The sequence below is a fragment of the Mesorhizobium kamtschaticum genome, assembly GCF_056174585.1.
On sequence record NZ_CM149691.1, the window covers coordinates 7,230,347 to 7,255,188 of the forward strand.

At 62.4% G+C, this 24,842-nt stretch carries 22 protein-coding genes and 2 pseudogenes; 9 read left to right on the forward strand and 15 right to left on the reverse strand.

Annotated features, from left to right (window positions below; translation table 11 throughout):
• Positions 1–3 precede the first annotated feature (3 nt).
• Positions 4–938: pseudogene (locus AC0V7N_RS35495) on the forward strand (dimethyl sulfoxide reductase anchor subunit family protein).
• Between the two features lie 7 nt (positions 939–945).
• Here AC0V7N_RS35495 and pdeM read toward each other — a convergent pair.
• The 5 genes from pdeM to AC0V7N_RS35520 form a co-directional block, all read right to left on the reverse strand.
• Positions 946–1,662, reverse strand: a complete 717-nt coding sequence (gene pdeM, locus AC0V7N_RS35500; protein ID WP_475453584.1) for a ligase-associated DNA damage response endonuclease PdeM — start codon at positions 1,660–1,662, stop codon at positions 946–948.
• The gene (locus tag AC0V7N_RS35505; protein ID WP_475453586.1) at positions 1,659–4,208 is read right to left on the reverse strand and encodes a ligase-associated DNA damage response DEXH box helicase; all 2,550 of its coding nucleotides are present in this window, start codon (positions 4,206–4,208) and stop codon (positions 1,659–1,661) included. Before AC0V7N_RS35505 ends, pdeM begins: the two co-directional genes overlap by 4 nt.
• Before the next feature lie 279 nt (positions 4,209–4,487).
• On the reverse strand, positions 4,488–5,348 hold the full coding sequence (locus AC0V7N_RS35510) for a C40 family peptidase (protein ID WP_475453588.1): 861 nt from the start codon (positions 5,346–5,348) through the stop codon (positions 4,488–4,490).
• A 29-nt stretch (positions 5,349–5,377) separates the two neighbouring features.
• Complete coding sequence (locus AC0V7N_RS35515) at positions 5,378–5,728, reverse strand: MarR family winged helix-turn-helix transcriptional regulator (protein WP_010913361.1); 351 nt, start codon at positions 5,726–5,728, stop codon at positions 5,378–5,380.
• A 77-nt stretch (positions 5,729–5,805) separates the two neighbouring features.
• The gene (locus AC0V7N_RS35520) at positions 5,806–7,170 is read right to left on the reverse strand and encodes a leucyl aminopeptidase family protein (protein ID WP_475453590.1); all 1,365 of its coding nucleotides are present in this window, start codon (positions 7,168–7,170) and stop codon (positions 5,806–5,808) included.
• Positions 7,171–7,300: 130 nt separating this feature from the next.
• Between AC0V7N_RS35520 and AC0V7N_RS35525 the strand changes: the two genes are divergently transcribed.
• A complete protein-coding gene (locus AC0V7N_RS35525; RefSeq protein WP_475453592.1) occupies positions 7,301–8,122 on the forward strand; it encodes a tetratricopeptide repeat protein in 822 nt (273 codons plus the stop codon).
• Positions 8,123–8,201: 79 nt separating this feature from the next.
• Here the strand turns inward: AC0V7N_RS35525 and AC0V7N_RS35530 are convergent, their stop codons facing one another.
• The 9 genes from AC0V7N_RS35530 to AC0V7N_RS35570 all read right to left on the reverse strand — a co-directional run bounded on the left by AC0V7N_RS35530 (position 8,202) and on the right by AC0V7N_RS35570 (position 17,322).
• Positions 8,202–9,227, reverse strand: coding sequence for a type II secretion system F family protein (locus tag AC0V7N_RS35530; protein ID WP_475453594.1), 1,026 nt, complete (start codon positions 9,225–9,227; stop codon positions 8,202–8,204).
• Between the two features lie 9 nt (positions 9,228–9,236).
• The gene (locus tag AC0V7N_RS35535) at positions 9,237–10,250 is read right to left on the reverse strand and encodes a type II secretion system F family protein (protein WP_475453596.1); all 1,014 of its coding nucleotides are present in this window, start codon (positions 10,248–10,250) and stop codon (positions 9,237–9,239) included.
• A gap of 29 nt (positions 10,251–10,279) precedes the next feature.
• The gene (locus AC0V7N_RS35540; RefSeq protein WP_475453598.1) at positions 10,280–11,788 is read right to left on the reverse strand and encodes a TadA family conjugal transfer-associated ATPase; all 1,509 of its coding nucleotides are present in this window, start codon (positions 11,786–11,788) and stop codon (positions 10,280–10,282) included.
• Positions 11,789–11,811: 23 nt separating this feature from the next.
• The gene (locus AC0V7N_RS35545; RefSeq protein WP_475453600.1) at positions 11,812–13,101 is read right to left on the reverse strand and encodes a CpaE/TadZ family protein; all 1,290 of its coding nucleotides are present in this window, start codon (positions 13,099–13,101) and stop codon (positions 11,812–11,814) included.
• 37 nt (positions 13,102–13,138) lie between these two features.
• The gene (locus AC0V7N_RS35550; protein WP_475453602.1) at positions 13,139–13,876 is read right to left on the reverse strand and encodes a CpaD family pilus assembly protein; all 738 of its coding nucleotides are present in this window, start codon (positions 13,874–13,876) and stop codon (positions 13,139–13,141) included.
• A 14-nt stretch (positions 13,877–13,890) separates the two neighbouring features.
• The gene (locus AC0V7N_RS35555) at positions 13,891–15,417 is read right to left on the reverse strand and encodes a type II and III secretion system protein family protein (RefSeq protein ID WP_475453604.1); all 1,527 of its coding nucleotides are present in this window, start codon (positions 15,415–15,417) and stop codon (positions 13,891–13,893) included.
• A complete protein-coding gene (gene cpaB, locus AC0V7N_RS35560) occupies positions 15,414–16,226 on the reverse strand; it encodes a Flp pilus assembly protein CpaB (RefSeq protein ID WP_475453606.1) in 813 nt (270 codons plus the stop codon). The genes AC0V7N_RS35555 and cpaB overlap by 4 nt, the downstream gene beginning before the upstream one ends.
• A gap of 217 nt (positions 16,227–16,443) precedes the next feature.
• Positions 16,444–16,962, reverse strand: a complete 519-nt coding sequence (locus AC0V7N_RS35565) for an A24 family peptidase (protein WP_475453607.1) — start codon at positions 16,960–16,962, stop codon at positions 16,444–16,446.
• A gap of 183 nt (positions 16,963–17,145) precedes the next feature.
• The gene (locus AC0V7N_RS35570) at positions 17,146–17,322 is read right to left on the reverse strand and encodes a Flp family type IVb pilin (protein ID WP_027043512.1); all 177 of its coding nucleotides are present in this window, start codon (positions 17,320–17,322) and stop codon (positions 17,146–17,148) included.
• A gap of 355 nt (positions 17,323–17,677) precedes the next feature.
• On the opposite strand from AC0V7N_RS35570, the gene AC0V7N_RS35575 reads away from it, so the two are divergent.
• From AC0V7N_RS35575 to AC0V7N_RS35585, 3 genes are all read left to right on the forward strand, one after another.
• Entirely contained in the window at positions 17,678–18,100 is a 423-nt protein-coding gene (locus tag AC0V7N_RS35575) for a pilus assembly protein N-terminal domain-containing protein (RefSeq protein WP_027043513.1), read from the forward strand.
• 139 nt (positions 18,101–18,239) lie between these two features.
• Positions 18,240–18,830, forward strand: a complete 591-nt coding sequence (locus tag AC0V7N_RS35580) for a TadE/TadG family type IV pilus assembly protein (protein ID WP_475460671.1) — start codon at positions 18,240–18,242, stop codon at positions 18,828–18,830.
• 34 nt (positions 18,831–18,864) lie between these two features.
• Entirely contained in the window at positions 18,865–19,488 is a 624-nt protein-coding gene (locus AC0V7N_RS35585; protein ID WP_475453610.1) for a TadE/TadG family type IV pilus assembly protein, read from the forward strand.
• 5 nt (positions 19,489–19,493) lie between these two features.
• On the opposite strand, the gene AC0V7N_RS35590 is transcribed toward AC0V7N_RS35585, so the two are convergent.
• Positions 19,494–20,417 (reverse strand): phosphate/phosphite/phosphonate ABC transporter substrate-binding protein, encoded by a 924-nt coding sequence (locus AC0V7N_RS35590; RefSeq protein ID WP_475453612.1) that lies wholly within the window; start codon positions 20,415–20,417, stop codon positions 19,494–19,496.
• A 130-nt stretch (positions 20,418–20,547) separates the two neighbouring features.
• On the opposite strand from AC0V7N_RS35590, the gene AC0V7N_RS35595 reads away from it, so the two are divergent.
• From AC0V7N_RS35595 to rpsT, 4 genes and pseudogenes are all read left to right on the forward strand, one after another.
• Positions 20,548–21,789 (forward strand): phosphopentomutase, encoded by a 1,242-nt coding sequence (locus AC0V7N_RS35595; RefSeq protein WP_475453614.1) that lies wholly within the window; start codon positions 20,548–20,550, stop codon positions 21,787–21,789.
• Positions 21,782–22,672: a bifunctional DNA-formamidopyrimidine glycosylase/DNA-(apurinic or apyrimidinic site) lyase gene (mutM, locus tag AC0V7N_RS35600; protein WP_475453615.1), complete on the forward strand. Its 891-nt coding sequence runs from the start codon at positions 21,782–21,784 to the stop codon at positions 22,670–22,672. The genes AC0V7N_RS35595 and mutM overlap by 8 nt, the downstream gene beginning before the upstream one ends.
• A 94-nt stretch (positions 22,673–22,766) precedes the next feature.
• Positions 22,767–23,539 (forward strand): annotated as a pseudogene (locus AC0V7N_RS35605) (enoyl-CoA hydratase).
• 180 nt (positions 23,540–23,719) lie between these two features.
• Positions 23,720–23,986, forward strand: coding sequence for a 30S ribosomal protein S20 (gene rpsT / locus AC0V7N_RS35610; RefSeq protein ID WP_475453619.1), 267 nt, complete (start codon positions 23,720–23,722; stop codon positions 23,984–23,986).
• Positions 23,987–24,842 lie beyond the last annotated feature (856 nt).

Consider the following 24,842-nt stretch of genomic DNA (forward strand, 5'->3'; position numbering starts at 1 on the left):
CCCATGCATCCCGCCTTCTCCGTCGTCTTCTTCACCACCGCCACCGGTGCCGGTTATGGGCTGCTGGCGCTGCTTGGCGTGCTCGGCGGGTTCCAGATCATTCCGCCCGATTTCTGGCTTGGCCTCATCGGCCTGGGGCTGGCGCTCGGCCTGATCGCGGCAGGCCTGTTGTCTTCAACCGGCCATCTCGGCAGACCGGAACGCGCATGGCGGGCTTTCTCGCAGTGGCGCAGCTCGTGGCTGTCGCGTGAAGGCGTTGCTTCTGTCGCTACCTTCATCCCGGCGGGACTGTTCGGCATCGGCTGGGTGTTTTCGGCCGCACAGACGGCTGGGTGGCCATTACGGGATTGCTGGCCGCCATCGGCGCGATCATCACTGTCTGCACCACCGGCATGATCTACGCGTCACTGAGGCCAATCGCCCAGTGGCACAGCCGCTTCACCTTGCCCGGCTACCTCATCTTCTCGGCGATGACCGGTAGCGTGCTGTTGAACGCGCTGCTGCAGGGTTTTGCACTCGACTCCAATATGCTGCTGGTGGTTTGCGTGCTGCTGACCTTGCTCGGCTGGGGCTGGAAACTGGCGACGTGGCGCTACAACGACCACTTGGAAATCCCAACGACCGCCAACACCGCGACAGGGCTGGCCGGCGGCACCGTCCGGTCGCTGGAATGGCCGCACACCGAGGAAAACTATCTGCTCAAGGAAATGGGCCTTCGCATCGCACGCAAGCACAGTGCGCGCCTGCGCCGGATCACGCAGGCTCTGGCCTTCGCCCTGCCCGTCCTGCTTCTCGCCGCCACCTTTGCCTTGCCCTGGCCCTTTGCGGCGGTGCCGTCGGTGCTCGCCGCGATCGTCCAGTTCGCCGGGATGCTTGTCGAGCGCTGGCTTTTCTTCGCCGAGGCGAAGCACACGGTTACCCTGTATTACGGCAGATAGGGCTGCTCTAGCCGGGCCGCAGCATCGAGCGGGAGATGGCGAAGATGCGGTCTGCGCCAAGCATATAGGCCATCAGCGATTCCAGGCGGAACAGCCCGGCATAGGCGCGGTCGAGGACGTTGAGCGAACCGGTATAGGCGCCGAAGGCCGGCATGATCATGCGGCCGCCATCGCCCGCGAAGCACCGCCGCCGCACAGAACGGCCGCGCTGCACGATGCGGGCGCAGGGATGGAGATGGCCTGATATCTCGCCCTCGATGCGCATCCTGGATGGCTCGTGCCGGAACAGCAGCGAACCAATGGCGAGCTCCCGCACGGTTTCGCCGGGCAGATCGGCCGGCGCTTCCGGATCATGATTGCCGGCGACCCAGAACCAGTCGCGGCCTGCCATCAGCGCTTCCAGCCGCTCGCGAAAACTCGCATGCATGCGCTCGGCGCCGCCGCCGTCGTGGAAGCTGTCGCCGAGGCTGATGACGATCGATGGCTGATAGTCCGCGATCACCGCCTGCAGCCGCAGCAAGGTCGCGCCGGTGTCGTAGGGCGGGATCAGCGTGCCGCGCCTTGCCAGCGACGAGCCTTTTTCCAGATGCAGGTCGGACACGGCCAGAAGCCTGAGCTCCGGAAAATAGAGCACGCCGCGCGGATCGCAGACCGCACGTTCGCCGGCGATGCCGACAAGGTCGGCCTCGCCAATCAGCGATGTGCGCGCCAGCGAAAAATTCATTCCTCAACCATTCCCGGCCCCATGGCCTCCTCGACCAGTGTCGCCGCATCCATCAGCAGTGTTTCATCGGCTTCGCCGTTCACCGGCATCTTGCCGATCTCGAGCATGATCGGCACGGCAAGCGGCGAGATCTGTTCGAGATTCTTATGCATGATTCGACCTTGGATGCGCGAGAGCATGTCGGCAAGTCTGCTGACATCAAGCAGACCGGCCGCCGCATCGGCACGCGTCGCCTGCAGCAGAATATGGTCCGGCTCATGGCTGCGCAGCACGTCGTAGATAAGGTCGGTCGACACGGTGACCTGGCGACCGCTCTTCTCCTGGCCCGGATGACGCTTCTCGATCAGTCCCGAAATTAGCGCACAATTGCGGAAGGTCCGCTTGAGAAGCCAGCTGTCGGCCAGCCAGGCTTCGAGGTCGTCGCCCAGCATGTCCTCGTCGAACAGCGCGCCGAGCGACGGCTTCCGGGCCTTGAACATCGCACCCATGTCGCCCAACGACCATATGGCCAGCGCATAGTCGGTGGCGACGAAGCCGAGCGGCCTGGCGCCCGCCCTGTCGAGACGGCGGGTGAGCAGCATGCCCAGCGTCTGGTGCGCCAGCCTGCCTTCGAAGGGATAGGCGACCAGATAATAGCGGTTGCCGCGTGGAAAGGTCTCGATCAGCAGATCATCGCGCTTGGGCAATACCGATTTGTCGGCTTGGAATCGCAGCCAGTCGGCCACTTGCTCCGGCAGCTTCTTCCAGCGCTGTGGGTCGTCCAGCATGATGCGGACCTGCTCGGCAAGGTAGGTCGAAAGCGGGAACTTGCCGCCGCCATAGTAAGGCACCTTGGCATCGCTGCCGGGGGCATTCGACACGAAGCATTCATTCTCGCGAATGCCTTCGAAGCGCAGCACCTTGCCGGCAAACATGAAGGTGTCGCCATGCGTCAGCGTTTCGAGGAAGGCCTCCTCGATTTTGCCGAGAACGGCGCCGCCGCGCGTGGCCGAGCCTTTGCTGCCGGCTTTGACGTAACGGACGTTGAGCGCCGGCACTTCGATGATGGTGCCGACATTCAGTCTGTATTGCTGGGCAACGCGCGGATTGGAGACGCGCCACAACCCGTCCTTGTTCAAGCGGATGCGGGCGTAGCGCTCGTAGTTCTTCAGCGCGTAGCCGCCGGTGGCGACGAAATCGATGACGCGGTCGAAGGTCGGCCGATCGAGGCTGGCATAGGGTGCCGCCGTTCGCACCTCCTCGAACAGATCATCGGCGCGGAATGGTGCTCCGCAGGCACAGCCGAGCACATGTTGCGCCAGCACATCGAGGCCGCCATTGACCAGCGGCGGCGTATCCTGCGCACCGAGATAGTTGGCGTCGAGCGCGGCCCGGCATTCCAGCACTTCGAACCGGTTGGCCGGGATGAGGATCGCCTTGGACGGCTCGTCCATGCGGTGATTGGCGCGGCCGATGCGCTGCGCCAGCCGGCTGGCGCCCTTCGGCGCGCCGACATGCACGACGAGGTCGACATCGCCCCAGTCTATGCCGAGATCGAGCGTCGATGTCGCGACGATGGCACGCAGTGCATTCTCACCCATCGCCTTCTCGACTCGGCGGCGCTGACCGACATCGAGCGAGCCATGATGCAGCGCGATCGGCAAGGTGTCCTCGTTGACTCGCCACAATTCCTGGAACAACAGCTCCGCCTGGCTGCGGGTGTTGACGAACAGCAGGGTCGTCTTGTGGCGCTTGATCTCGCGATAGATCTCCGGCGTGGCGTAGCGCGCCGAATGGCCCGCCCACGGCACGCGCTCTTCGGAATCGAGGATGGAGATTTCGGGTTTCGCGCCTCCTGTGACGACGATCAGCTCGGACATATCAGGGCTTGTTGCGCCTTTGGGCGGATTCTGGCTGACCAGCCAGCGCCGCAATTCGTCCGGTTCGGCCACCGTCGCCGACAGGCCGATTGTCTGCAGGTCGGGGACAAAACTGCGCAGCCGCGCCAGCCCGAGCGCCAGCAGGTGGCCGCGTTTCGACGTCACCAGCGAATGCAATTCGTCGAGCACGACATAGCGCAGGTCTTCGAAGAAGCGCCTGGCATCGCCAGCCGCGATCAGCAGCGCAAGTTGCTCGGGCGTGGTGAGCAGGATATCGGGCGGTACCAATTTCTGCCGTTGGCGTTTGTGGGCGGGGGTGTCGCCCGTGCGCGTCTCGATGGTCACGGGCAGACCGATCTCTTCCACCGGCTTGGCGAGATTGCGCTCGATGTCGACGGCCAATGCCTTGAGCGGCGAGATATAGAGCGTATGGATGCCGCGATGCACCTGCCCTGGCTTTCGCCTCGGCCTGACCGCCAGTTCGGTCAGCGAAGGCAGGAAGCCGGCCAGCGTCTTGCCGGCCCCGGTTGGCGCAATCAGCAGCACCGATTGGCCGCTTTGTGCCTTCGCCAACAATTCGATCTGATGGGCGCGCGGCGACCAGCCTTTCTCGCCAAACCATCTGAGGAATGGCTCGGGCAATGCAATGGCGGCATTCTGCTCGGCAAGGCGCGGCTCAACTGTCACGCGCCAGAGGTAGCGCGGCTACGGGCAATCGCCAAGGAAAATCGGAACAAAAGGGGATCGCAGCGTTCCTCGCCCCGTTTACGGGGAGAGGATGCCGGCAGGCAGGTGAGGGGCAGCGCTGACGATCACAAATTGGGTGTTGGCGCGATCACTCGCAGGTTCGCGCTGTCCCTCATCCGCCCTTCGGGCGTTCGTCGTTCGAAAAGCCAAGCAATTGGCTTTTCGCCCGCTGCGCGGACCACTCCTCACCTCCCCGTGAAACGGGGAGGTGGAAGAAGATCACGGCCGCCGAAACCCCGTCGGCCCGCCATAGAGATAGCCGATGCGAGCCACCGCTTCCTTCAGCCCTTCGCGCGAGACCAGCATCGTGTGGCCATTGGCGTGGATCATGGTCTCGGCGTCGGTCATGACCGCGACATGGCCCTTCCAGAACACAAGGTCGCCCCGGCGCAATCCGGCATAGTCCGGGCCAGGCTCAAGCGGCTCGCCGAGCGTCGCCGCCTGCATGTCGGAATCGCGCAGCACGTCCCTGCCGGCCATGCGCATCGCCAGTTGCACCAGACCCGAGCAATCGATGCCGAAGCCGGAAGCGCCACCCCACAGATAAGGTGTGCCAAGAAATGTCTCGGCAACCGCGACATAGTCAGCGGCAACTTCGCCGATTGGCCTGAGGTGACCAGCGATGATCGCTTCGCCTGACGGCAGGACGGCATAGTGCGTGCCGCGTGTCTCGGCGGCGCCCGTCACCGTCACGGCCGATCCCATCGACAGTTGCCCCGCGACTGGAAAGCGCAGGTCGGGAGCGGGATAGAGGAAGGTGCGCGCGACGGAGACGATATGGGTGGGCGCATGGTCCCGCCCGCCCAGTATGGTGTCGGCGACATAGCCGACATAGCCGTCGCGTTCGGCCTGGATCCAGGCCCAGCCTTCGGTGACCTCGAAAACGAGGACATCATCGCCGAACAGGAGCTGCGTGTTGACGCCGGCATCAGGCCGCGGTGCCTTGCGGACATCGGCGACCGACGCAGCGATCCGCGCCGAACGGCCGCTGACAAACCGGTCGGCGGTAACCTCGCCCTTCAGCCTTGCATCGGCAAGGTCGGAACGAAAGGCGTGAAGGCGGGCATCCCTGGCGGTCAAATCACTAACTCGGTCTAATGGCTAATTGGTCAGATGGGCAGTTCGTGCGCCCTGGCGATGATACCATCGCCGAAGCGCTCGACAAAGAGCGCGCCCTCGACCGTGCGCTTGATCAGCACGTTGCGCTTGTCGAGCTCGTCGCGATGGCGCGACACCAGTTTCAGCGCGCCCATCGTGTCGAGCGCGCGCGTGATGACCGGCTTGGTGACGTTGAGGCGGGCAGCGAGGCCGCGCACCGTATGCGGCGGCGGATCGAGATAGATGGTGAACAGGATGGCCGTCTGGCGCATGGTCAGGTCGGGCGCGTCGTCGCGCACCTGCGACAGCATCACTTGCTGCCACAGTCGCAAGGCCTGGCTCGGGCGCATCGCAATCGACATCAGGCCAGCATGACGGCAAATTGTTTCGGTTCCGTTTCAGTTTCAGCGATTTGCCGGCTCTGCTTGCGGCCGTCACATCAGCCATAGCGCGTGGAGATGATCCGCTCCAACGCCCGAATGCCTTGCGCCTCGCCACCGGAAGGACCGTACGGGCGATCAGCGGGATTCCAGGCGAAAATGTCGAAATGCGCCCAGCTCATCGTCTTTTCGACAAAACGCCTGAGGAACAGCGCCGCCGTGATCGAACCGGCGAAGCCGTCCGTGGTGACATTGTTGATGTCGGCGATCTTCGACGACAGTTTCGCATCGTAGGGCCGCCACAGCGGCATGCGCCACAGTGGATCCTCGACCGCCAGCGATGCCGCCGCCAGCTCCGAGGCCAGCGCCTCGTCACCGGTGTAGAAGGGCGGCAGATCGGGGCCAAGCGCGACACGGGCGGCTCCGGTCAGCGTCGCCATGTCGACGAGCAGCTGCGGTTCTTCGTCATCGGCCAGCGCCAGCGCGTCGCCGAGCACGAGCCTCCCTTCGGCGTCCGTGTTGCCGATCTCGACAGTGATGCCCTTGCGGCTCGCCAGCACGTCACCCGGCCTGAAGGCATTGCCGGCAATCGAATTCTCGACCGCGGGGATCAGCACGCGCAGCCGCACGTTTAGTCCCGCAGCCATGATCATCGAGGCCAGGCCAAGCACATTGGCCGCGCCGCCCATGTCCTTCTTCATCAACAGCATGCCGGACGATGGCTTGATGTCGAGACCGCCGGTGTCGAAGCAGACGCCCTTGCCGACCAGCGTCACCTTCGGCGCGCCCGGTTGCCCCCAGATCATGTCGATCAGCCGCGGCGCGCCTGATGAGGCACGGCCGACGGCATGGATCATCGGGAAATTCTGCGTGAGCAGATCGTCGCCCTTGATGACGGAGATTTCGGCCTTGTGAGCCGCGGCCAAAGTCCGCACCGCCTTCTCCAGATCATCCGGTCCCATGTCGCTGGTCGGCGTGTTGACCAGGTCGCGTGTCAGGAAGATGCCATCGGCGATGCGGCGAATGCGCACCGCGTCGACACCGGCCGGCAGTTCGAAGCGCAGCGCCTTGCCTGACTTCTTGCCGTAACGGGTAAAGACATAGCCGCCGAGCGCCAACGCGATTGCCGCGAGTTCCGGCTCGGCAGGCGTCGAGGCGAAATGCCAATCGCCTTCCGGCAGGGTTTTCGACAATGCGCCGAGAGCAAGCGCGCCCTCACCGTCGCCAATACCGAACAGTGCGCCGGCAAGCGCACCGTTTTCGCCGGGCACGGCCAGCGTCCTGCCTGCCTCGCCGGAAAACCCGTTGGCCCTGGCCCAGGTGACGACAGATGGTGCAAGGCCCGCGGCCTCCAGACCGTCCCGGGCCACCAGATGCACCGGCAGAGCGCCTTGCAATTTCTTCTCGACGAGTTCGACAGGCATTCGATGTTCTCCTGCCGACCCCAAGCCGAGTCGGCGTTTCTTAACCGTCCGTTAGGGTTAACAGAATATTTCTGCGGGAGGGAAGATGGCCACGCAATGGCCGCGCGCATGAATGGAGGCTTAGGGTGTGATGCCGACCAACCGGACACTGAATTCCAGGGGAAAACGGCTCGTCACCACGGCCCTCATGCTGGCGCTGGCGGCGGGCGTCGCCGGTTGCGGAACCAGCAGAATGACCACCGGCTCGATCGGCCGCACCGGCGGCAAGCCGCTGGAGACCATGTCGGCGGGAGAACTGCACAATGCCACGGCCGCTCTTGGCCAGTCCTATTCCAAGAACCCCAACGACAAGCGTATAGCGACCAACTTCGCGGCCGCGCTGCAGATGGACGGCGATGCCGACCAGTCGCTTGCCGTGATGCGCAAGCTGGCGATCGCCTACCCCAAGGACCGCGACGTGCTCGCCGCCTATGGCAAGGCGCTGGCCGCCAATGGCCAGTTCGAGGCGGCCCTCGACGCCGTGCGCCGCGCACAGACGCCGGAATATCCCGACTGGAAGCTGGTGTCGGCGGAAGCGGCCATCCTTGATCAGATCGGCCAGAAGGACCAAGCGCGCCAGCTCTACCGCAAGGCCCTCGAACTCAAGCCGAACGAGCCCTCGGTGCTCTCCAATCTCGGCATGTCCTATGTGCTGGAGGGGGATCTGCGCACCGCCGAGACCTATATGCGTTCGGCCGCCCAGCAGCCCGGCGCTGACAGCCGTGTGCGCCAGAACCTGGCATTGGTGGTCGGCCTGCAGGGACGCTTCGACGAGGCCGAGAAGATCGCCTCGCAGGAACTCTCGCCTGAACAGGCACAGGCCAATGTCGCCTATCTCAGGCAGATGCTGGCCCAGCAGAATGCCTGGAGCCAGCTCAAGGATCAGGACAAGCCGAAGCCGGCAACCAACTGACACGGCGATTTCGCCAACAGAAGAAAGCCGCGCTGCATGCAGCGCGGCTTTCGCATTTGTGCAAGGATTGCGGTGTCTCTTACTGGCTGGACGGCGCAGCCGCCCCAGAGTGATCGCCGAAGATGCCGCGCTGGCTGACCTGGATGCCGGCAGGGCCGAGGATGATGGCGAAAAGCACCGGCAGGAAGAACAGGATCATCGGCACGGTGAGCTTGGGCGGCAAGGCGGCGGCCTTCTTTTCGGCGGCGTTCATGCGCATGTCGCGGCTTTCGGCGGCGAGCACGCGCAGAGCGTGCGCCACGGGCGTGCCGTAGCGTTCGGCCTGGACGAGCGCCTGCGACACCGATTTGACCGATTCCAGACCGGTACGGCTTGCAAGATTCTCATAGGCCTGCTTGCGTTCCTGCAGATAGGAGAGCTCGGCGTTGGTCAGGATGAATTCTTCCGCCAGAGCCACCGACTGCGCGCCGATCTCGTCGGCGACCTTGCGCAGTGCTGCCTCCACCGACATGCCCGACTCCACGCAGATCAGCATCAGGTCGAGCGCATCCGGCCAGGCCATCTGGATCGACTGCTTGCGCTTGGTGGCGCGGTTGTTGACATAAATGACCGGTGCGTAGAAGCCGCCATAGGCAACGAGGACGCAGACGAACAGCCGGATGACCAATGGTTTGTCCGGCAACCCGCCGAGCACGAATATGTAGACCAGAGCCAGTGCGAAGCCGACAAAAGGCAGCACCAGACGGAAGAAGAGAAACCGCGTCAGCGGGTTCTGCCCGCGGAAGCCGGCGACCTTGAGCTTCTGCAAGGTGCTCTCGTCGGCCAGGGCGCGCCGCAGGTCGAGCCGGTCGACGATGTTGCGCATGCCGACCGACTGTTGCTCGCGCAGACCCTTGCGGCGGCGATCGGCCTCGGTCGCAAGCCGCGCGCGCTGCTTGGCGCGAAGCTCATCGCGCTCCAGCGCGACCGATTTCATGCGCGCCTTGAGCTGGTTGCCGCCAAGCGCCGGCAGCAGCGTAAAGACGGTCGCGAACACGGCAATGCCGACCAGCAGTGCGATCAGCAGCGTCGGATCAGTCAGCGATTTGATGACTTGTTCGGTCATGCCGTGGTCCTAGACTTCGAAGTTCATCATCTTGCGCATCACAAGAATGCCGATCGACATCCAAACGCCAGCGCAACCGAGAATGAGATTGCCGACACTCGTGTTGAACAGCGGCAACATGTAATTCGGGCTCGAGAGATAGACGAGAAAAGCGACGATGAAGGGCAACGCACCGATGATGGCGGCGGACGCCTTCGCCTCCATGGACAGCGCCTGGACCTTGGCTTTCATCTTCTTGCGATCACGAAGCACGCGTGAAAGGTTGCCCAGCGCCTCGGACAGATTGCCGCCGGCCTGCGACTGGATCTGGATGACGATGCCGAAGAAACTCGCCTCGGTGCACGGCATGGTTTCGGGCATGCGCAAGGTCGCATCGGGGATCGACAGGCCCATCTGCTGCGAATCGACGATGCGGCGAAACTCGGTCTTCACCGGCTCGGGGGATTCGTTGGCGATCAGGCGTATGGCATCGTTCAGCGGCAGGCCGGACTTGACCGCGCGCACGATGATGTCGAGGGCGTTTGGAAATTCGTTGAGGAATGCCTTGACCCGGCGCGTGCGCCGAAACGAGACGAACCAGCGCGGCAGGCCGAGCGCGCCGGCCAACAGCACGCCGGGCACGACAAGCAGCGGCGCCCCGGCCACGAAGGCGACCATCGCCAGCGCGAGGCCGCATATGGCGGAATAAATGTAGAAGCGCTCGATCGAAACCTTCATGCCGGCCTGCCTGAGCTGCGCCTTCAGCGGCGGTTTCTTGATGGCGGTGTCCTTGGTTCTCTGCTTCTCGTCGAGTTCCTTCAGCGAATCCTGCACCGATTTACGGCGCTTGGCCGCGTCCGCGGCACGGTCGCGCGTGGCCTTGACGATGGAACGGTCCGTCTCCGCGGCCTTGATCGTTTCAAGCCGCTTGCCTGCCTGTTTCTCATTGCTGATCTGGGTGAACAGGAATGCATAGGCGACCGCGCCGGCGCTGAAGCCGGCGAGCACGACAAACGCCAATACGGTGCCGTCAATTCCAAACATCGACCAGAACCTTCACGCCAGCGGATATCTCAGTCAGCACGTTTCTCCATCGCCTCGAGCGCGGTGGCGAGGCGCTGTTCCTCGCCGTAGTAGCGAGCCCGGTCCCAGAAATGCGGGCGGCCGATACCGGTCGAAACGTGTTCGCCCAGCAGCCTGCCGTTAGCGTCCTCGCCCTTGATGTTGTAGAGGACGAGATCCTGGGTGATAACGACGTCGCCTTCCATCCCGATGACCTCGGTGATGTGGGTGATGCGGCGCGATCCGTCGCGCAGACGCGCCGCCTGGATGATCACGTCGATGGAGCCGACGACGATTTCGCGCACGGTTTTCTGCGGCAGCGAATAGCCGCCCATGGCGATCATGGATTCGATACGGTTCAGGCATTCGCGCGGACTGTTCGAGTGAATCGTTCCCATCGAGCCGTCATGGCCGGTGTTCATCGCCTGCAGAAGATCGAACACTTCGGGTCCGCGTACTTCGCCGACGATGATGCGCTCGGGCCGCATGCGCAGGCAGTTCTTGACCAGGTCGCGCATTGTCACTTCGCCTTCGCCTTCGAGGTTGGGCGGGCGGGTTTCCAGGCGCACGACATGCGGCTGCTGCAGTTGCAGTTCGGCCGAGTCCTCGCAGGTGATGACGCGCTCCTCGCGGTCGATGTAGTTGGTCAGACAATTGAGCAGTGTCGTCTTGCCCGAGCCGGTGCCGCCCGAGATGACGATGTTGCAGCGAACGCGGCTGATGATCTTGAGGACCTCGGCTCCCTGCGGGGAAATGGCGCCGAACTTGACCAGCTGATCGAGCGTCAGCTTGTCCTTCTTGAATTTTCGGATGGTAAGCGCGGCTCCATCGATGGAGAGCGGAGGGGCGATGACGTTGACGCGGGAACCGTCGGGAAGGCGTGCGTCGCAGATCGGGCTGGATTCATCGACACGGCGGCCGACCTGGCTGACGATGCGCTGGCAGATGTTGAGAAGCTGCTGGTTGTCGCGAAAGCGAATGCCGGTCTGCTCGACCTTGCCGTTGACTTCGATGTAGACGTTCTTCGACCCGTTGACCATGATGTCGGCGATGTCGTCGCGGGCGAGCAATGGCTCGAGCGGCCCATAACCAAGCACATCGTTGCAGATGTCGTCGAGCAGTTCCTCCTGCTCGGCAATCGACATCGCGAAGTTCTTGATCGCGATGATGTCGTTGACGATGTCGCGGATTTCCTCGCGCGCGCTTTCGGGTTCGAGCTTGGCGAGCTGCGACAGGTCGATCGTGTCGATGAGCGCCGAGAAAACCTGGCTCTTGGTGTCGTAGTAGGTTTCGCTCTTTTCGCGGCCCCGCCTCGCCTCCGGCGCGATGGGCGGCGCCTCGACCGCGCGGCGCACGGGCGGCGCGACAGGTGCGCTTGGCTGCGGCGGTGCCGCGGGCCGGGCGGCCAGAACCGCCGTGTCCGCCGAACCCGCGGGCGGCGGGGCGACTGGCGCCGGTGCTGGCTGACGGAATTCCGGCGTGAACCGGTTGCCGTCGTCGTTGCCTCTTTTACCGAACATGATCGACTACCGACCCCACTGCGTCACTTCTTGTTGCGCGAGAGCTTGCCGAGCAGACTGCCCAGGCCAGCCTTCTTTTTCGCCCGGATTTCGCTGCGCCCGGTCAGCACATGAGCAATCTCATTGATCATGGCCACGATCGGATTCTTGGCATCCATCTCGCCGAGCATACGACCGTTGTTGGCGGCATTGCCGAACAGCAACGGATCGAAGCCGATGACCGACATCGGCGTCAGGCCGAGCGGCTCGGCGAAATCGGATGGTGAAATTTCCGGCCGCTTTGGAATGCCGGCCTGATTGATGATCAGCTTCGGCGGCGGGTCGTTGGGGCGAAGCCGCTTCAGCATGTCGACCAGGTTCTTGGTGTTGCGCAGATTGGCCAGTTCCGGCGTCGCCGTGATGACGATCTCGTCGGCCTTGACCAGCGTGTTCTTGGCCCAGCCCGTCCAGATATGGGGAACGTCCAGCACCAGAAGCGGCACGCTGCGCTGCGCGGTATCGACAAGTTGCGCAAAGGCATCGGGATCGAAGTCGTAGACGCGTTCCAGCGTCGAGGGCGCCGCGAGCAACGACAGGTGCTCGGCGCATTGGGTCAGCAGCCGGTCGAGATAGACTTCGTCGACGCGTTCAGGCGAGAACACCGCTTCAGCGATGCCTTGTGCCGGATCCTGGTCGAAATTGATGTTGGCCGTGCCGAAGGCGAGGTCGAGGTCGGCAACGACGACCTCGGACTTGAACAGGGTGGACATTGCCCAGGCTACATTGTGGGCGATGGTGGAAGAGCCGACGCCGCCCTTGGCGCCAACGAAGGCGACCGAACGGCCGAGGGGTTCGGCCTCCGGATCGACGAAAATCGACGACACGACACTGACGATGTCGGCCATCGACACCGGCGCGATGACATATTCGGAGATGCCGGAGCGGATGAGCTCGCGATAGAGACCGACATCATTGTAGTGGCCGATCACCACCACTTTCGAGGATGGATCGCAGTATTCCGAGAGGTGGGCGAGCTGCTCCAGCAATTGCTTGGGTTCGCTGCGTGACTCCAGCAGGATCAGGTTCGGCGTCGGCGCCGACTGATAGAACTCGATGGCCGTGGGAACGCCGCCCATATGGACCTTGAGATGCGCCTTGGTCATGCGGCGGTCCTCGCCGGCGCGCTCGACCGGATTGGCAACGCCTTCGGTCTCGCAGAATGCCTGGATCGAGATGCGCGGAACCGGGCGCAACGCCTGCATCGCTGCGATGTCCTGCGGCGATGTATCACCGCCGTCCACGGTGGCGTCATAGGCAAGGTTGCTCATGGTCATGCTCTTTCCGTGGCTTCTCTTTCCTCGAGGGCTCGGCTCAGTACGTCACTTCTGAATTGCCGAGGAATTCATTCGAAATACCCCTGCTGCGGTAGACATCGATCACCGCACCACGATTTTCCGCGTCGATGGTGGTCTGCTTGCGCGGCCCGAGCAGGTCGGCCGGGTTTGCCATCTGGGCCGCGAGATTGTTCTGATAGGAGCAGCCGAAGTCGGCATAGTGCTTGTTTTCCGAGGTCTCGACCAGATCGTCGGGCCAGCGTCCACATTTGTCGGTCTGGGCTCTCACCGCGATATAGGAGACGCGAATCGGGGCGGATGTCTCGCTCGAGCCGGCCTGGTAGGAGACCACGACAATGCGGTTGCGCTTGATGCCGCTGGCCACCGCGAGCCTAGCGAAATCACGGCCGGCCGCCGTCGCCGCGACCTCATTGGCCGATCCGCTGGGAATCTGGATCGTCAATGTCGGAGCGGCACTCTTGTCATAGCCGTCGAGGAAACCCATGAGCGTGTCGCGCTGCGAACCGGTCATGCCGCGGTCGCCGGCGCCGACAGGCAGGTCGATCTTCTGGTTCTTCTCGGCGATGACGATCGGATGGTTGGTGCGATAGTCGTCCGGAATGGCGCCAACGGTAATGCTGTCGCGCTGGGCGCAGCCGGCCAGCAAAGCCGTCACCGCCACAGCGAGGACCGGCAGCGCCCGCAGGCCGGCTCGCGAACGGCTGGTGCGCATCGTCGTGGCGATGGTCCTTGTCTTCGACGCTGACTGAGACATGTCCGCTTCCCCATTCACTTGTAGATATAGCCGACAACGCCGTGGTATCGGCCGTTGGGCTTGTCGGTCTGCATGGTGCCGTAGACGCGATTGACCTTGCCCAGGAACATGGCGGCACCATCGCTGGCAGGGTTGAAATTGTCGTCCGGCTTGGCGAGATCGTTGCGTGCCACCGGCTTCGCCAGATAGGGCGTGATAAAAATGACCAGTTCCGACTCGTTGCGCACGAAGTCCCTGCTCCGGAACAACGTCCCAAGCACCGGGATCTTGGCCAGCCCCGGCAATCCGGCGACGGCTTGACGAACGTCGTCGCGCACGAGGCCAGCGATCATCATGGAGCCGCCGGAAGGCAATTCGACCGTGGTGTCTGCCAGGCGCTTGCGGATCGACAACAAGGTGGTTCCAGGCAAATTGCCTCCCCCCTCCAAGGTGGTGGCGCCTTCCGTGGTCGGCTCAGACACGGAAGTCCTCACCTTGAGGCTGATCCGACCAGCCGACAGCACTACAGGCTGGAACTCGAGACCAATGCCATATTCGATCTTTTCGTTGGTGTATGTGACTTGACCCGTTTGGTTGTCGGTTGAGACATTGTTCGTACGCGAGGTGATGAGATTGAACTCGCCGCCGACCTTGAACGTGGCCTTTTCGCCCGACACTGCGGTGAGCGTCGGTTCGGCCAGGGTCTTCATGACACCGGACTGCTCCATCGCGTTGATGTATGCCTGAAAAGGTGAATTGGCATTGCCCAAGGCGAAGCCTGAGTTCTGCGACAGGGGTTTGCCCAAGCCGTAGGCTGGAGAGGTCAGCGCGTTCCAGCTGATACCATTGCTGCTGCCACTCGTGACCATGTTGACACCGAGCTGCTTCATCACGGAGCGGCTGACTTCGGCGACCGTCACCTTCAGCGTGACCTGGTCGTCACCGACGATCTGCAGCAGGTTGACGATCTTGGAGACGCGGCGCTGCGTGTCGGGGTTGTTGATGTCGACACCGCTCTGGGCCGAGCCGCCGGCCGCGGTCTGCGAATATTGTCCGGTCGTCGCCTCACCGCCCGAGACGAAGATCGTCGCAAGGTCGACCGCGCGTTTGGCGTCCAGCGGCGTATCGACCATGCCGGTCAAGACGACGTTGTCGTTCAGCAGTTCCACCTTGACGTCCGAGGTCGGAATAAAGCGCTTGATGTAATCCTCCAGGCCGGCGACGTCGCGTTCGACGGCCAGGTCCAGGCTGGCGATCTGTTCGCCGTTCGGACCGAAGACGAAAATATTGGTCTCGCCGACCGCCTTGCCGAACAGGTAGATACGCCTTGCGGTGCGGGTCACCGCATCGGCAACGGTCGGGTTGGCGACAAGAATGTCGTAGGCATCGCTCGGCAGGTCTATGACCACCGATTTGTTGAGGCCAAGCTTGACGCGCTGGGTGGCGGTCGTAGCCGTCACCTGCGTGCTCTTCGCCTCGACAACGCCCTGCACATTCGTTCCAACGAGCAGCAGGCCGAATGCCGCGGCTGCGATTGCCGGCAGTTTACCGCTTAGCCTCATTTCCTTGCCCCTATTTCGGAAACTTCACCCGACTTGATCAGTCTCACCGTTCCCTTGCGGCCATTGCCGGAAACGAGATAGTCGGCCTCGTCCACATTCTTTTCCTGGGTGTCCGTGATCGACCGCAGAGCCAGTGTCAGGCGATCGGCCATCTGCTGGGCGACGGTGATGATCTCCGCCTGCTTGGGCGTGAGCTCCAGCGTGGCGGTCTGGCCCACCCTGGTCTTCTTGCCCTGTTCGTCCTCCTGGATCGTCTGGTCGATTGCCAGCACGCGGATGTTCTTGAGGATGGTCTCGGTGTTGAAACCGGTGCCGCCGCTGCTGGCATCGGCCCTGCGGGTCATGATGACGTCGACAAAATCGTTTGGAAGGATGAAGCCGCCGGCCGACGTGTCGGCCGATATGGTTGTGGCGACAGCCCGCATCCCGGAAGGCAGGATGGACGACATGAAGCTTTGCCCCTCGCCGATCAGCTTGGAACGGCGCACGGGCTCACCCGCATACATCGGCACACGGGCAATCGACCCTTTCAATTTCTCCAGCGCGTCGGGAGCGGTGCCCTTGGTGATGAAATTCGCGTTGACGCCGTCGGCCGGCCAGGATTGCCAGCTGATGTTGTTCTCAAGCGCGTTGCCCATCGCGACATCGCCCGAGAGCACAAGCACGTCCTGCAGGGATACGGCGGGAGGCTGGGGGCCGGAATCGACGACGACCGGGGGCGGCGGCACGACCATGTTTTTTGCGACATAGCCAGCACCGCCCGCCGCGGCCACCGCCACGCTCAGAATAATCAGTCGGGATGCTGGCATCTGTCCGAATCCTCGCCCTTGGCAAACCACGTAGCCAAGCCGGACTTTGCAGCGGCAATCGTCAAAACAAGGTTAATGTAATGCTTACGATCGTGATTAATTTAAGGTTTACATAAATTAGCTGGATCGCCCCGCCACGACTGCAAAGAACCCGGCCACGGCTCTTTTTCAAAGGGGTCGGGCAACGCGGTCCGGGGTAACGGAAATCAGATGGTGTTCAGCTTGCAAGCCTTGCCAGCGCCCACACCATCAAGGGCGAATCCGGATAGGTCAACAGGCCGCCAAGGCCGAGCGCGATCCCATAGGGGACCCCGGTCGTGTCATCCGCGAAATGACGCAGGAATGCATTGCGGCCGGTAATAACCGCCAGCGGCGACTTCCGGTAAAGCAGGATGGCGAGCGTCAGCAGGCCGCCGATCATTGTCGAGACAACAAGGTATTCGACGAGATGGATGTTCAACCCCATCCACACGGCCGTCGCGGCCAGCAGCTTGGCGTCGCCTCCACCCATGCCACCCATCGCGAACAGGCCGAACGTCACGGCAAGGACCAGGGCGCCGGCGGCGAAATGCCAACCATAGGCTGCCCATTCCATACCCGTCAGCGGCGCAACCAGCGCGAAGACGACGACAAGCAACACCGATACGCGGTTGGCAATCGTCATCGACAGCATGTCGGAGATCGCGGCAAACAGCATGCAGAACGGAAAGACGACGAAGATCAGGGCTTCAAGCATCGGTGTCGCGCCTAAGGTTCAATTGCAGTGAGCCAAGCCTAGGTATTTTCGATTAACGATTGATGAGGCGGTTCCCTAAAAATCGGAACCAGAGCTGACTGTAAACCAGGTAAAACGAAGCAAGGGCCGCCAGTGGGCGGCCCTTGCTGTAAGAAACAAGCTGATTGTCAGCAGTACGGCAGATCAGCTGCCGCTGGAGTTCAGCGTGGTGCCGATCGAGGTGAACTTGGCGTTGATTGCATTGCCGAGGGCGCCGGCACCGGTGATGATGGCAAGCGCGATGAGAGCGGCGATCAGACCATATTCAATAGCGGTCGCGCCGGATTCGTCCTTCACGAAACGTGCAAAAAGGTTAGACATTTGAGAGCTCCTACTCCACGTGTTACAGCACTTCCGTCAACTTCTGTGATGGTTGATCGGATGCTGCCAATCTAGGGAGAAGCTCTTTCGATCGGCTTAATAAACAGCCTTACCGATTCCTTTCCCGGCTCGAACGGAGTGCGTGGTTAACTCCATGCTAAGCGCCGGCTAAAGTGCCGTTTCCCGGGCCAACGCCGCAAAAGGCAAGGGCTTGAGGAAGCTTGCAACCCGGCGTGGATCTGGCCGTGCGAGCAACCATGCCGATCGCCACATCCGGCACCAGCAAGCCGACTTAACCGTTGGTTCACCAATCTCGTTCATGTTCCGTTGAACAGTTTGCTTGTGGAGCGCCTCGATGGCCGTGCAGAGATCCTCAATCCTGATTGCCGTGCTTCTTGCCGCCACGAGCTTGATCACGCCCGCCAGAGCCGCTGCCGATATAGAAGTCACCATGAATCAGGCCAAGATCGTGAAACTGTCGCGCCCCGCCGACACGATCGTCGTCGGCAACCCGGCAATCGCAGATGCCTCGGTCCAGGACGCCTCGACGATCGTGCTCACCGGCAAGGGCTTCGGTGTCACCAATCTCGTCGTTCTCGACCAGGAGGGCAGCCCGATCGTCGACGCACAGGTTACCGTCGTGCGGCAGGCAGCCTCGTCGGTTCGCATTTACCGGCGGGCCGAGGTCCAGACCATGTCTTGCACGCCTTATTGCGAAAGTTCTTACAAGAGCGAGGCTGAAAAATCCTCCGAAGCCGAGATGAACGTCAGCAGATAGGCTGCGCGGCCGCGGCATGCGCCCAGGTTACCGGCCGGTTAAGACACTCGCGCCGACTTTAACGATCATTCAAACCGGACCTCAATTGGTTTGCGCTAATACACCTGTCGGAACCGTCCAGGGGTGGCAGGAACAAGGTATGGGCAACGAATTCGGCTCGACAGGTCAGCACAAGGTGGAGCGCGCCGGGTTTTTGAAGCGCTTCGTTCGCAACCGCCGTGGCAGCACGGCCATCGAATTCGCAATTCTTGCATTGCCGTTCGCGCTTCTTGTCTTTGGCATCCTTGAAAGCTGCATCTCTTTTGCCGGCCAGGAAGTGATGGCCAACATCACCGACGATATTGCGCGCCAGTTGCGCACGGGCCAGTTGAGACCGGCCGATGTCGCCGGGACCAAATTGACGACCCTGATTTGCGGCAGGCTGCAGATCATCGTCTCGACGGATTGTCCCGATCAGCTGCTCGTGGACCTTCGCGAGTATCCGACTTTCGCGGACGCGGCCACCGCGGGCTTCAAGATCCAGAACGGCGATGTCGTTCTGATGCAAGGCACGAACTCACAGGCTTTCGCAAACACCCCTGGCCTGGCGGAATCGAAGAACATGCTGCGGGTCTTCTACAAATGGCCTGTCGTGACCGATCTGATGGCCAAGTCGATGGCCAATCTAAATGGTGGCAGGACGCTGCATTTTGCGTCGGTGACCTGGCAGAACGAGCCGTTCGACAATTGAGTACGGAAGCACCAACAAGAAAAAAGGCAATGGCATGATGCGTGCGGGGGCACATCCGGGAATGGCAGGACTCTGGAGCAAGGCAGTCGGATTCTGCTCCAATCGCCGTGGGGTGGCGGCGGTCGAGTTCGCTCTTATCGTTCCTATCCTGCTGGTCATGTACTTCATGACCATGGAGGCTTCGCAGGCCATCGAGACCAGCAAGAAGGTCAGCCGCATCGGCAGCATGGTTGCCGACCTCGTCACGCAGCAGCCGACCATCGTCAAGGCGGATCTCGACGCCATCATGAAAATCGGCACCTCGACCATTCAGCCCTACAACCGCTCGGCGCCGAACATCACCATCACGGCAATACAGGTCACCACCGATACGCCGCCCAAGGTGAACGTGGTGTGGTCGCGCAAGGTGGCCAATGGCGTCTACAGTATCGCCACCGCCCTGCCGGCGACCACCACGGTTCCGGCAACGCTCAAGGTCGCCGGCACCTTCCTCATTCGTGTCGAAAGCAATCTGAGCTATTCGCCGATTATCAACTGGCAGTCGGACACCCAGCAAAAGCTCGGATTGACACAATCCCTCACCACAACGATCCCGATGGGCGAGACCTACTATCTGCGCCCGCGCAGAAGCCTGACGATCCCCTGCGGCGACTGCTGAAGAGTTTACTGCTGCCCACCACCTGTTGACACCAGGCGCACGATGGCTTCCGCCGTCGAATAATCCTTTGGGGCCACGGTCAGAAAGCCGCCGGAGTGTTTCGATTCCAGGAGATCGTAAACATCCGGCGTCGTCGATTTGAGGTTGGTCAGGAACACGGTCAGCCGACGCTTGGCTTCCGGGTCGAGATCAGTGCGTACGGCATGCGGACCGTACCTCAGCAGGCCCGACATCCACACGACCTGGAGAGCCGACGGCGAAAGGCCGGCTGCTTCGAGCCTTGCCTGCGTGCCATCGGATAGCAGCGGCTGGCCGTCGGCTGCCGCCCTCACCCAGCCGAACGAGGCGTCGGCCCGGCCGTCGACAAGCATGGTTTCCGCCGCGGACGTCGAATCGGCATGGATCAGAAACGGGGCATCCTGGGTGATCTTGACGTGTTCGGCGGCCAGTTCCGCCAGCGGCAAGAGCGAACCCCCCACGCTGTCCGGCGGCGGCATGGCGATCCGGTGCTTCACCATCGCCGCCAGGTCGGACAGCTTGCCGTCCCTGGTCAGCAGCACCGAGCGGATGCCCGCCGCACCGTCGGAATCGACCGGCGCCACAAGCGGCTCGATGCATTCACAACGCTGCAGTGCCGTGGCGTAAGCCGTCGCCGAATAGATGGCGTACTCGATCCGGGCGTTGGCCTGCGCCTCGATCAGTGCCGCATAATCGCGCGCAACGACGAACTCCACCTTCATGCCCAGCGCGTTGGTAAAGGATTGCGTCAACAGCGCCAGCCCCGGAACGGCGTTGCCGGCGCCAGGCTCGGCGACGATGCCGATGCGAAATGTGCCGATATCATCGCGCCAGTCGGCCCACGCCGGACCACACCAGAGCGCGCCATGCACGACCATGAGAGCGGTGCACGCCTTCAGCGCAGCGTTCATGGCAAGACGGTCCTGCGTTTTCTTCGATCCATGCCCACTATCGCGCCAAGCCGTTGCCGTTTGGTTTCCGAATTGCCAATGCCGCCGTGGAACCCTATGTCTGAGCGTCCACACTGGCAACAATGACCCGATGGCGCGTGCTTTTCTCTTTGTCCTGGATTCCTTCGGCATCGGCGGCGCGGCCGACGCCGAACGCTATGGCGACGCCGGCGCCAACACGCTCGCGCACATCGCCGAAGCTTGCGCCGAAGGGCGCGCGGATCGCGAGGGGCTTCGACAAGGGCCGCTGTTTGTCCCGCACATGGCATCGCTCGGGCTTGGCAAGGCGGCCGAGACGGCGACAGGATTGGGTTTTGCCCATTTCGGGACGGATCTGATCGCCAATGCCTTCCATGGCGCGGCGCAGGAAGTTTCGAGCGGAAAGGACACACCCTCCGGACACTGGGAGATCGCGGCCCTGCCGGTGCGGTTCGACTGGGGTTATTTCCCGGATACGGTGCCCGCCTTTCCGGCTGATCTGACCGCGGCGATGATCCGCGAGGGCGAGGTTTCGGGCATTCTCGGCAACTGCCATGCGCCGGGCACAGAGATAATCGAACGGTTGGGTGAAGAACACATCCGCACCGGCAAGCCGATCTGTTACACCTCCGTCGACTCGGTCCTGCAGATCGCCGCGCATGAAGTCCATTTCGGCTTGGAGCGGCTTTATGAATTCTGCCAGGTGGTGCGCCGGCTGGTCGATCCGCTCAGGATCGGACGCGTGATCGCGCGGCCATTCGTCGGCGAGACCGCCGCCACCTTCCAGCGGACCTACAACCGCCATGACTACGCCGTGCCGCCGCCGGAACCGACCTTGCTCGACCGGCTGACGGCGCGGGGAAGCCGCGTTATCGCCGTCGGCAAGATCGGCGACATCTTCGCTCACCGCGGCATTTCGGAAGTGCGCAAGGCCGCCGGCAACATGGCGATGTTCGACAAGGCGCTCGGTGCGATGGATGATGCCGGTGACGGCGATCTCGTTTTCGCCAATTTCGTCGATTTCGACACCGAATTCGGCCATCGCCGCGATGTCGCCGGCTATGCCGCCGCGCTCGAGGCCTTCGACCGGCGGCTGCCGGAAGCACTCGCAAAGCTGCGGCAGGGCGACCTTCTCATCCTGACGGCCGACCATGGCAATGACCCGACCTGGCGAGGGACAGATCATACGCGTGAACGCATCCCGGTGATCGGCGTGGCGTCCGGTTTGAGCGGTGGCGACATCGGACTGAGAACGACATTCGCCGATATCGGCGAGACCGTCGCCGAACACCTCGGGCTGGCGCCCGGCCGCCACGGCACTTCTTTCCATGCGATGATTGGCGGCCATGCCTGAATTGCCCGAAGTCGAAACAGTCCGGCGTGGCCTGCAGCCGGTCCTGGAAGGTGCCCGTCTGACCAAGGTCGAGGCGCGACGGCCGGATCTGCGCTTTCCCTTTCCCGAACGGTTTTCGGAAAGGCTGACCGGCCGGACCATCACGGCGCTCGGTCGCCGGGCCAAATATCTGACCATGCATGTGCAGGACGGCCCGGTGCTGATCTGCCATCTCGGCATGTCGGGCTCCTTTCGCATCGAGACCGACGACGACGGCGAGACACCCGGCGTGTTCCACCACGAACGCTCGAAAGGCACGGCGCACGACCATGTCGTGTTCGATGTCGTCGCCGCCAACGGCGCCCGGTCCCGCGTGATCTTCAACGACCCGCGCCGCTTCGGTTTCATGCTGTTTGCGGAAGGACCGCCGGAGACGCATCCGATGCTGGCCGGACTGGGCGTCGAGCCGACGGGCAATGCGCTGGACGGCGTGCTGCTCGCCTCGTTGCTGAAAGGCCGCAGATCGCCGCTGAAGGCAGCGCTTCTCGACCAGAAGCTGATCGCCGGACTTGGCAATATTTACGTCTCGGAGGCGCTCTGGCGTGCCGGACTGTCGCCCTTGCGCGAGGCGGGCACCATCGCCAAGCCGGGCAAGAAGGCCAGGGAACAAAGCGAACGCCTGGCCGAGGCGATCCGCTCGGTCATATCGGATGCCATCGCCGCCGGCGGGTCGTCGTTGCGCGATTATGTGCACACCGACGGGTCGCTGGGCTATTTCCAGCATTCCTTCGCCGTCTACGACCGCGAGGGTGAGCCTTGCCCGAAGCCCGGCTGCGGCGGCCACATCGAGCGCATCGTGCAGAGCGGACGCTCGACCTTCTATTGCCGGACGTGTCAGAGCTGAGTTAGAGCAATTCCAGGAAAAGTGTGAACGGTTTTCCGTCCGGAATTGCGTCAGAACAAAAAGATGGACCGGGGTCTAGCGAGGAGAAGCAACCATGGCCTACGAAACGATCCTCACCGAGACGCGCGGCAAGGTCGCACTGATCACATTGAACCGGCCAAAGGCGCTCAATGCGCTGAATTCCCAGATCCTTGCTGAACTCGTCGCAGCCTTGAACGGTTTCGGCGCCGATCCCGGCATCGGCGCCATGGTCTTACCGGTTCCGACAAGGCCTTTGCCGCTGGTGCCGACATCAAGGAGATGCAGGCGATCTCCTATGTGGACGCCTACAGCCAGGACTTCTTCGTCGGCTGGGAAGAGTTCACCCGGACGCGAAAGCCGATCATTGCGGCAGTGGCCGGCTATGCGCTCGGCGGCGGATGCGAGCTGGCAATGATGTGCGACTTCATCATTGCCGCCGACACCGCCAAATTCGGCCAGCCCGAAATCACGCTCGGCGTCATTCCTGGCATGGGCGGGTCGCAACGCCTGACCCGGTTCGTCGGCAAGTCGAAGGCGATGGACATGTGCCTGACCGGACGGATGATGGATGCAGCGGAAGCCGAGCGCTCAGGCCTGGTGTCGCGGGTGGTGCCCGCGGCCGAGCTTGTCGAGGAGGCAGTCAAGGCGGCGGCCAAGATCGCCGATTTCTCGCTGCCGTCGGTGATGATGGCGAAGGAAGCCGTCAACCGTTCCTATGAGACGACGCTGGCCGAGGGATTGCGGTTCGAACGCCGCCTATTCCACTCGCTTTTCGCGCTCGAAGACCAGAAGGAAGGCATGGCGGCCTTCGCCGAAAAGCGGAAGCCGAATTTCACCAATCGGTAGAGCGTTGCCGGCCCGCTATCGAAACCCTGTGGCGTCGGCCAAAAAGAACGCCAAGCAGCGTTGACGCGCCGGAAAAGCTGAACTATAAGCCGCACCAACCGAGGCGGCCCTGTGGCTGCCCGTTTGTTTTTGCGCCCTGCGGCATGCCGCGTGCGCCGACCAGATCAGAAGAGAGGCATCATGGCCAACACATCCTCGGCCAAAAAGGCAACGCGCAAGATCGTCCGTCGCGCGGCGATCAACAAGAACCGCCGCTCGCGCGTGCGCACCTACGTCCGCCAGGTCGAGGAGGCACTCGCCTCCGGTGACAAGGTTGCCGCACAGGCCGCCTTCAAGGTCGCCGAGCCGGAATTGATGCGTGCCGCGACCAAGGGCGTGATCCACAAGAATACCGCGTCCCGCAAGGTGTCGCGTCTGGCCGCGCGCCTCAAGGTGCTGTCGGCCTGACATCGCCTTTACAGACTAAGCTTCTTTAAAACCCGGCCGATCGTGCCGGGTTTTTTTCGTTTGCCGGCAAGTACTTAAAAAGATTGCTCTGAAACGGCCCCCAAAGTGGATTCCAGTCTTCGAAATGCTTTGCCGGCACATGCCTGCCTGCTGATGGTTGACATGCTTGAAAAATGGCGGCTTTAAAATTCTTAGCTATCAAAAATAAGCTATATTTTTCAGATACTTAGCCATGGTCGTCCACAGCTTGTCCACAGCACCCCAAAGGGACGGGAGGACAACTGGCTGTCAAGCGAATTATTTCAGAATATTTCGCGCCGGCCCGGCTTTTTCATATTCGCCGGAAAAGGGTTTGAATCACAATGGCTTTGTCAAAATATGCCGTTGCGGCATGGCGCTCCGGCGCGCCCGAGGTAACCAGATTCCTTAAAAATCCGTTAGACGTGGCCTTGCCCTATCCACAGCGATTTCGGTAATGTCGATCCATCGAAAGGGACGGGCTCTGGCCCTTAACCCAGCCTGACGCGGCCAGCTTAAATTGGCGGGATTTGCGACGCGGATCAAGTCCGTGAACGGGTACGGTTTGCTCTTTTTCGATACGGTAGGGGACTGGCGTAACTAGACATGGCAGGTAGACGGCGTGCCGGCGCTCTTTCGCCGGACGGTGTTGTATTGCCCTGACATACCCAACGCGGACTGGCTTCCATGGGCCGGCACCGGTTCCCCTCGAATAGTGGGCGACGTTCATTGCCGGCGGCGGCAACGGGCATCGTAGCGAAGACACAGTCGCTGGAAAACGGATGCAGGAGGCGCATCCCCAGCGGAAAACAGGTACAGAAAAGCAAGGAACTCGATC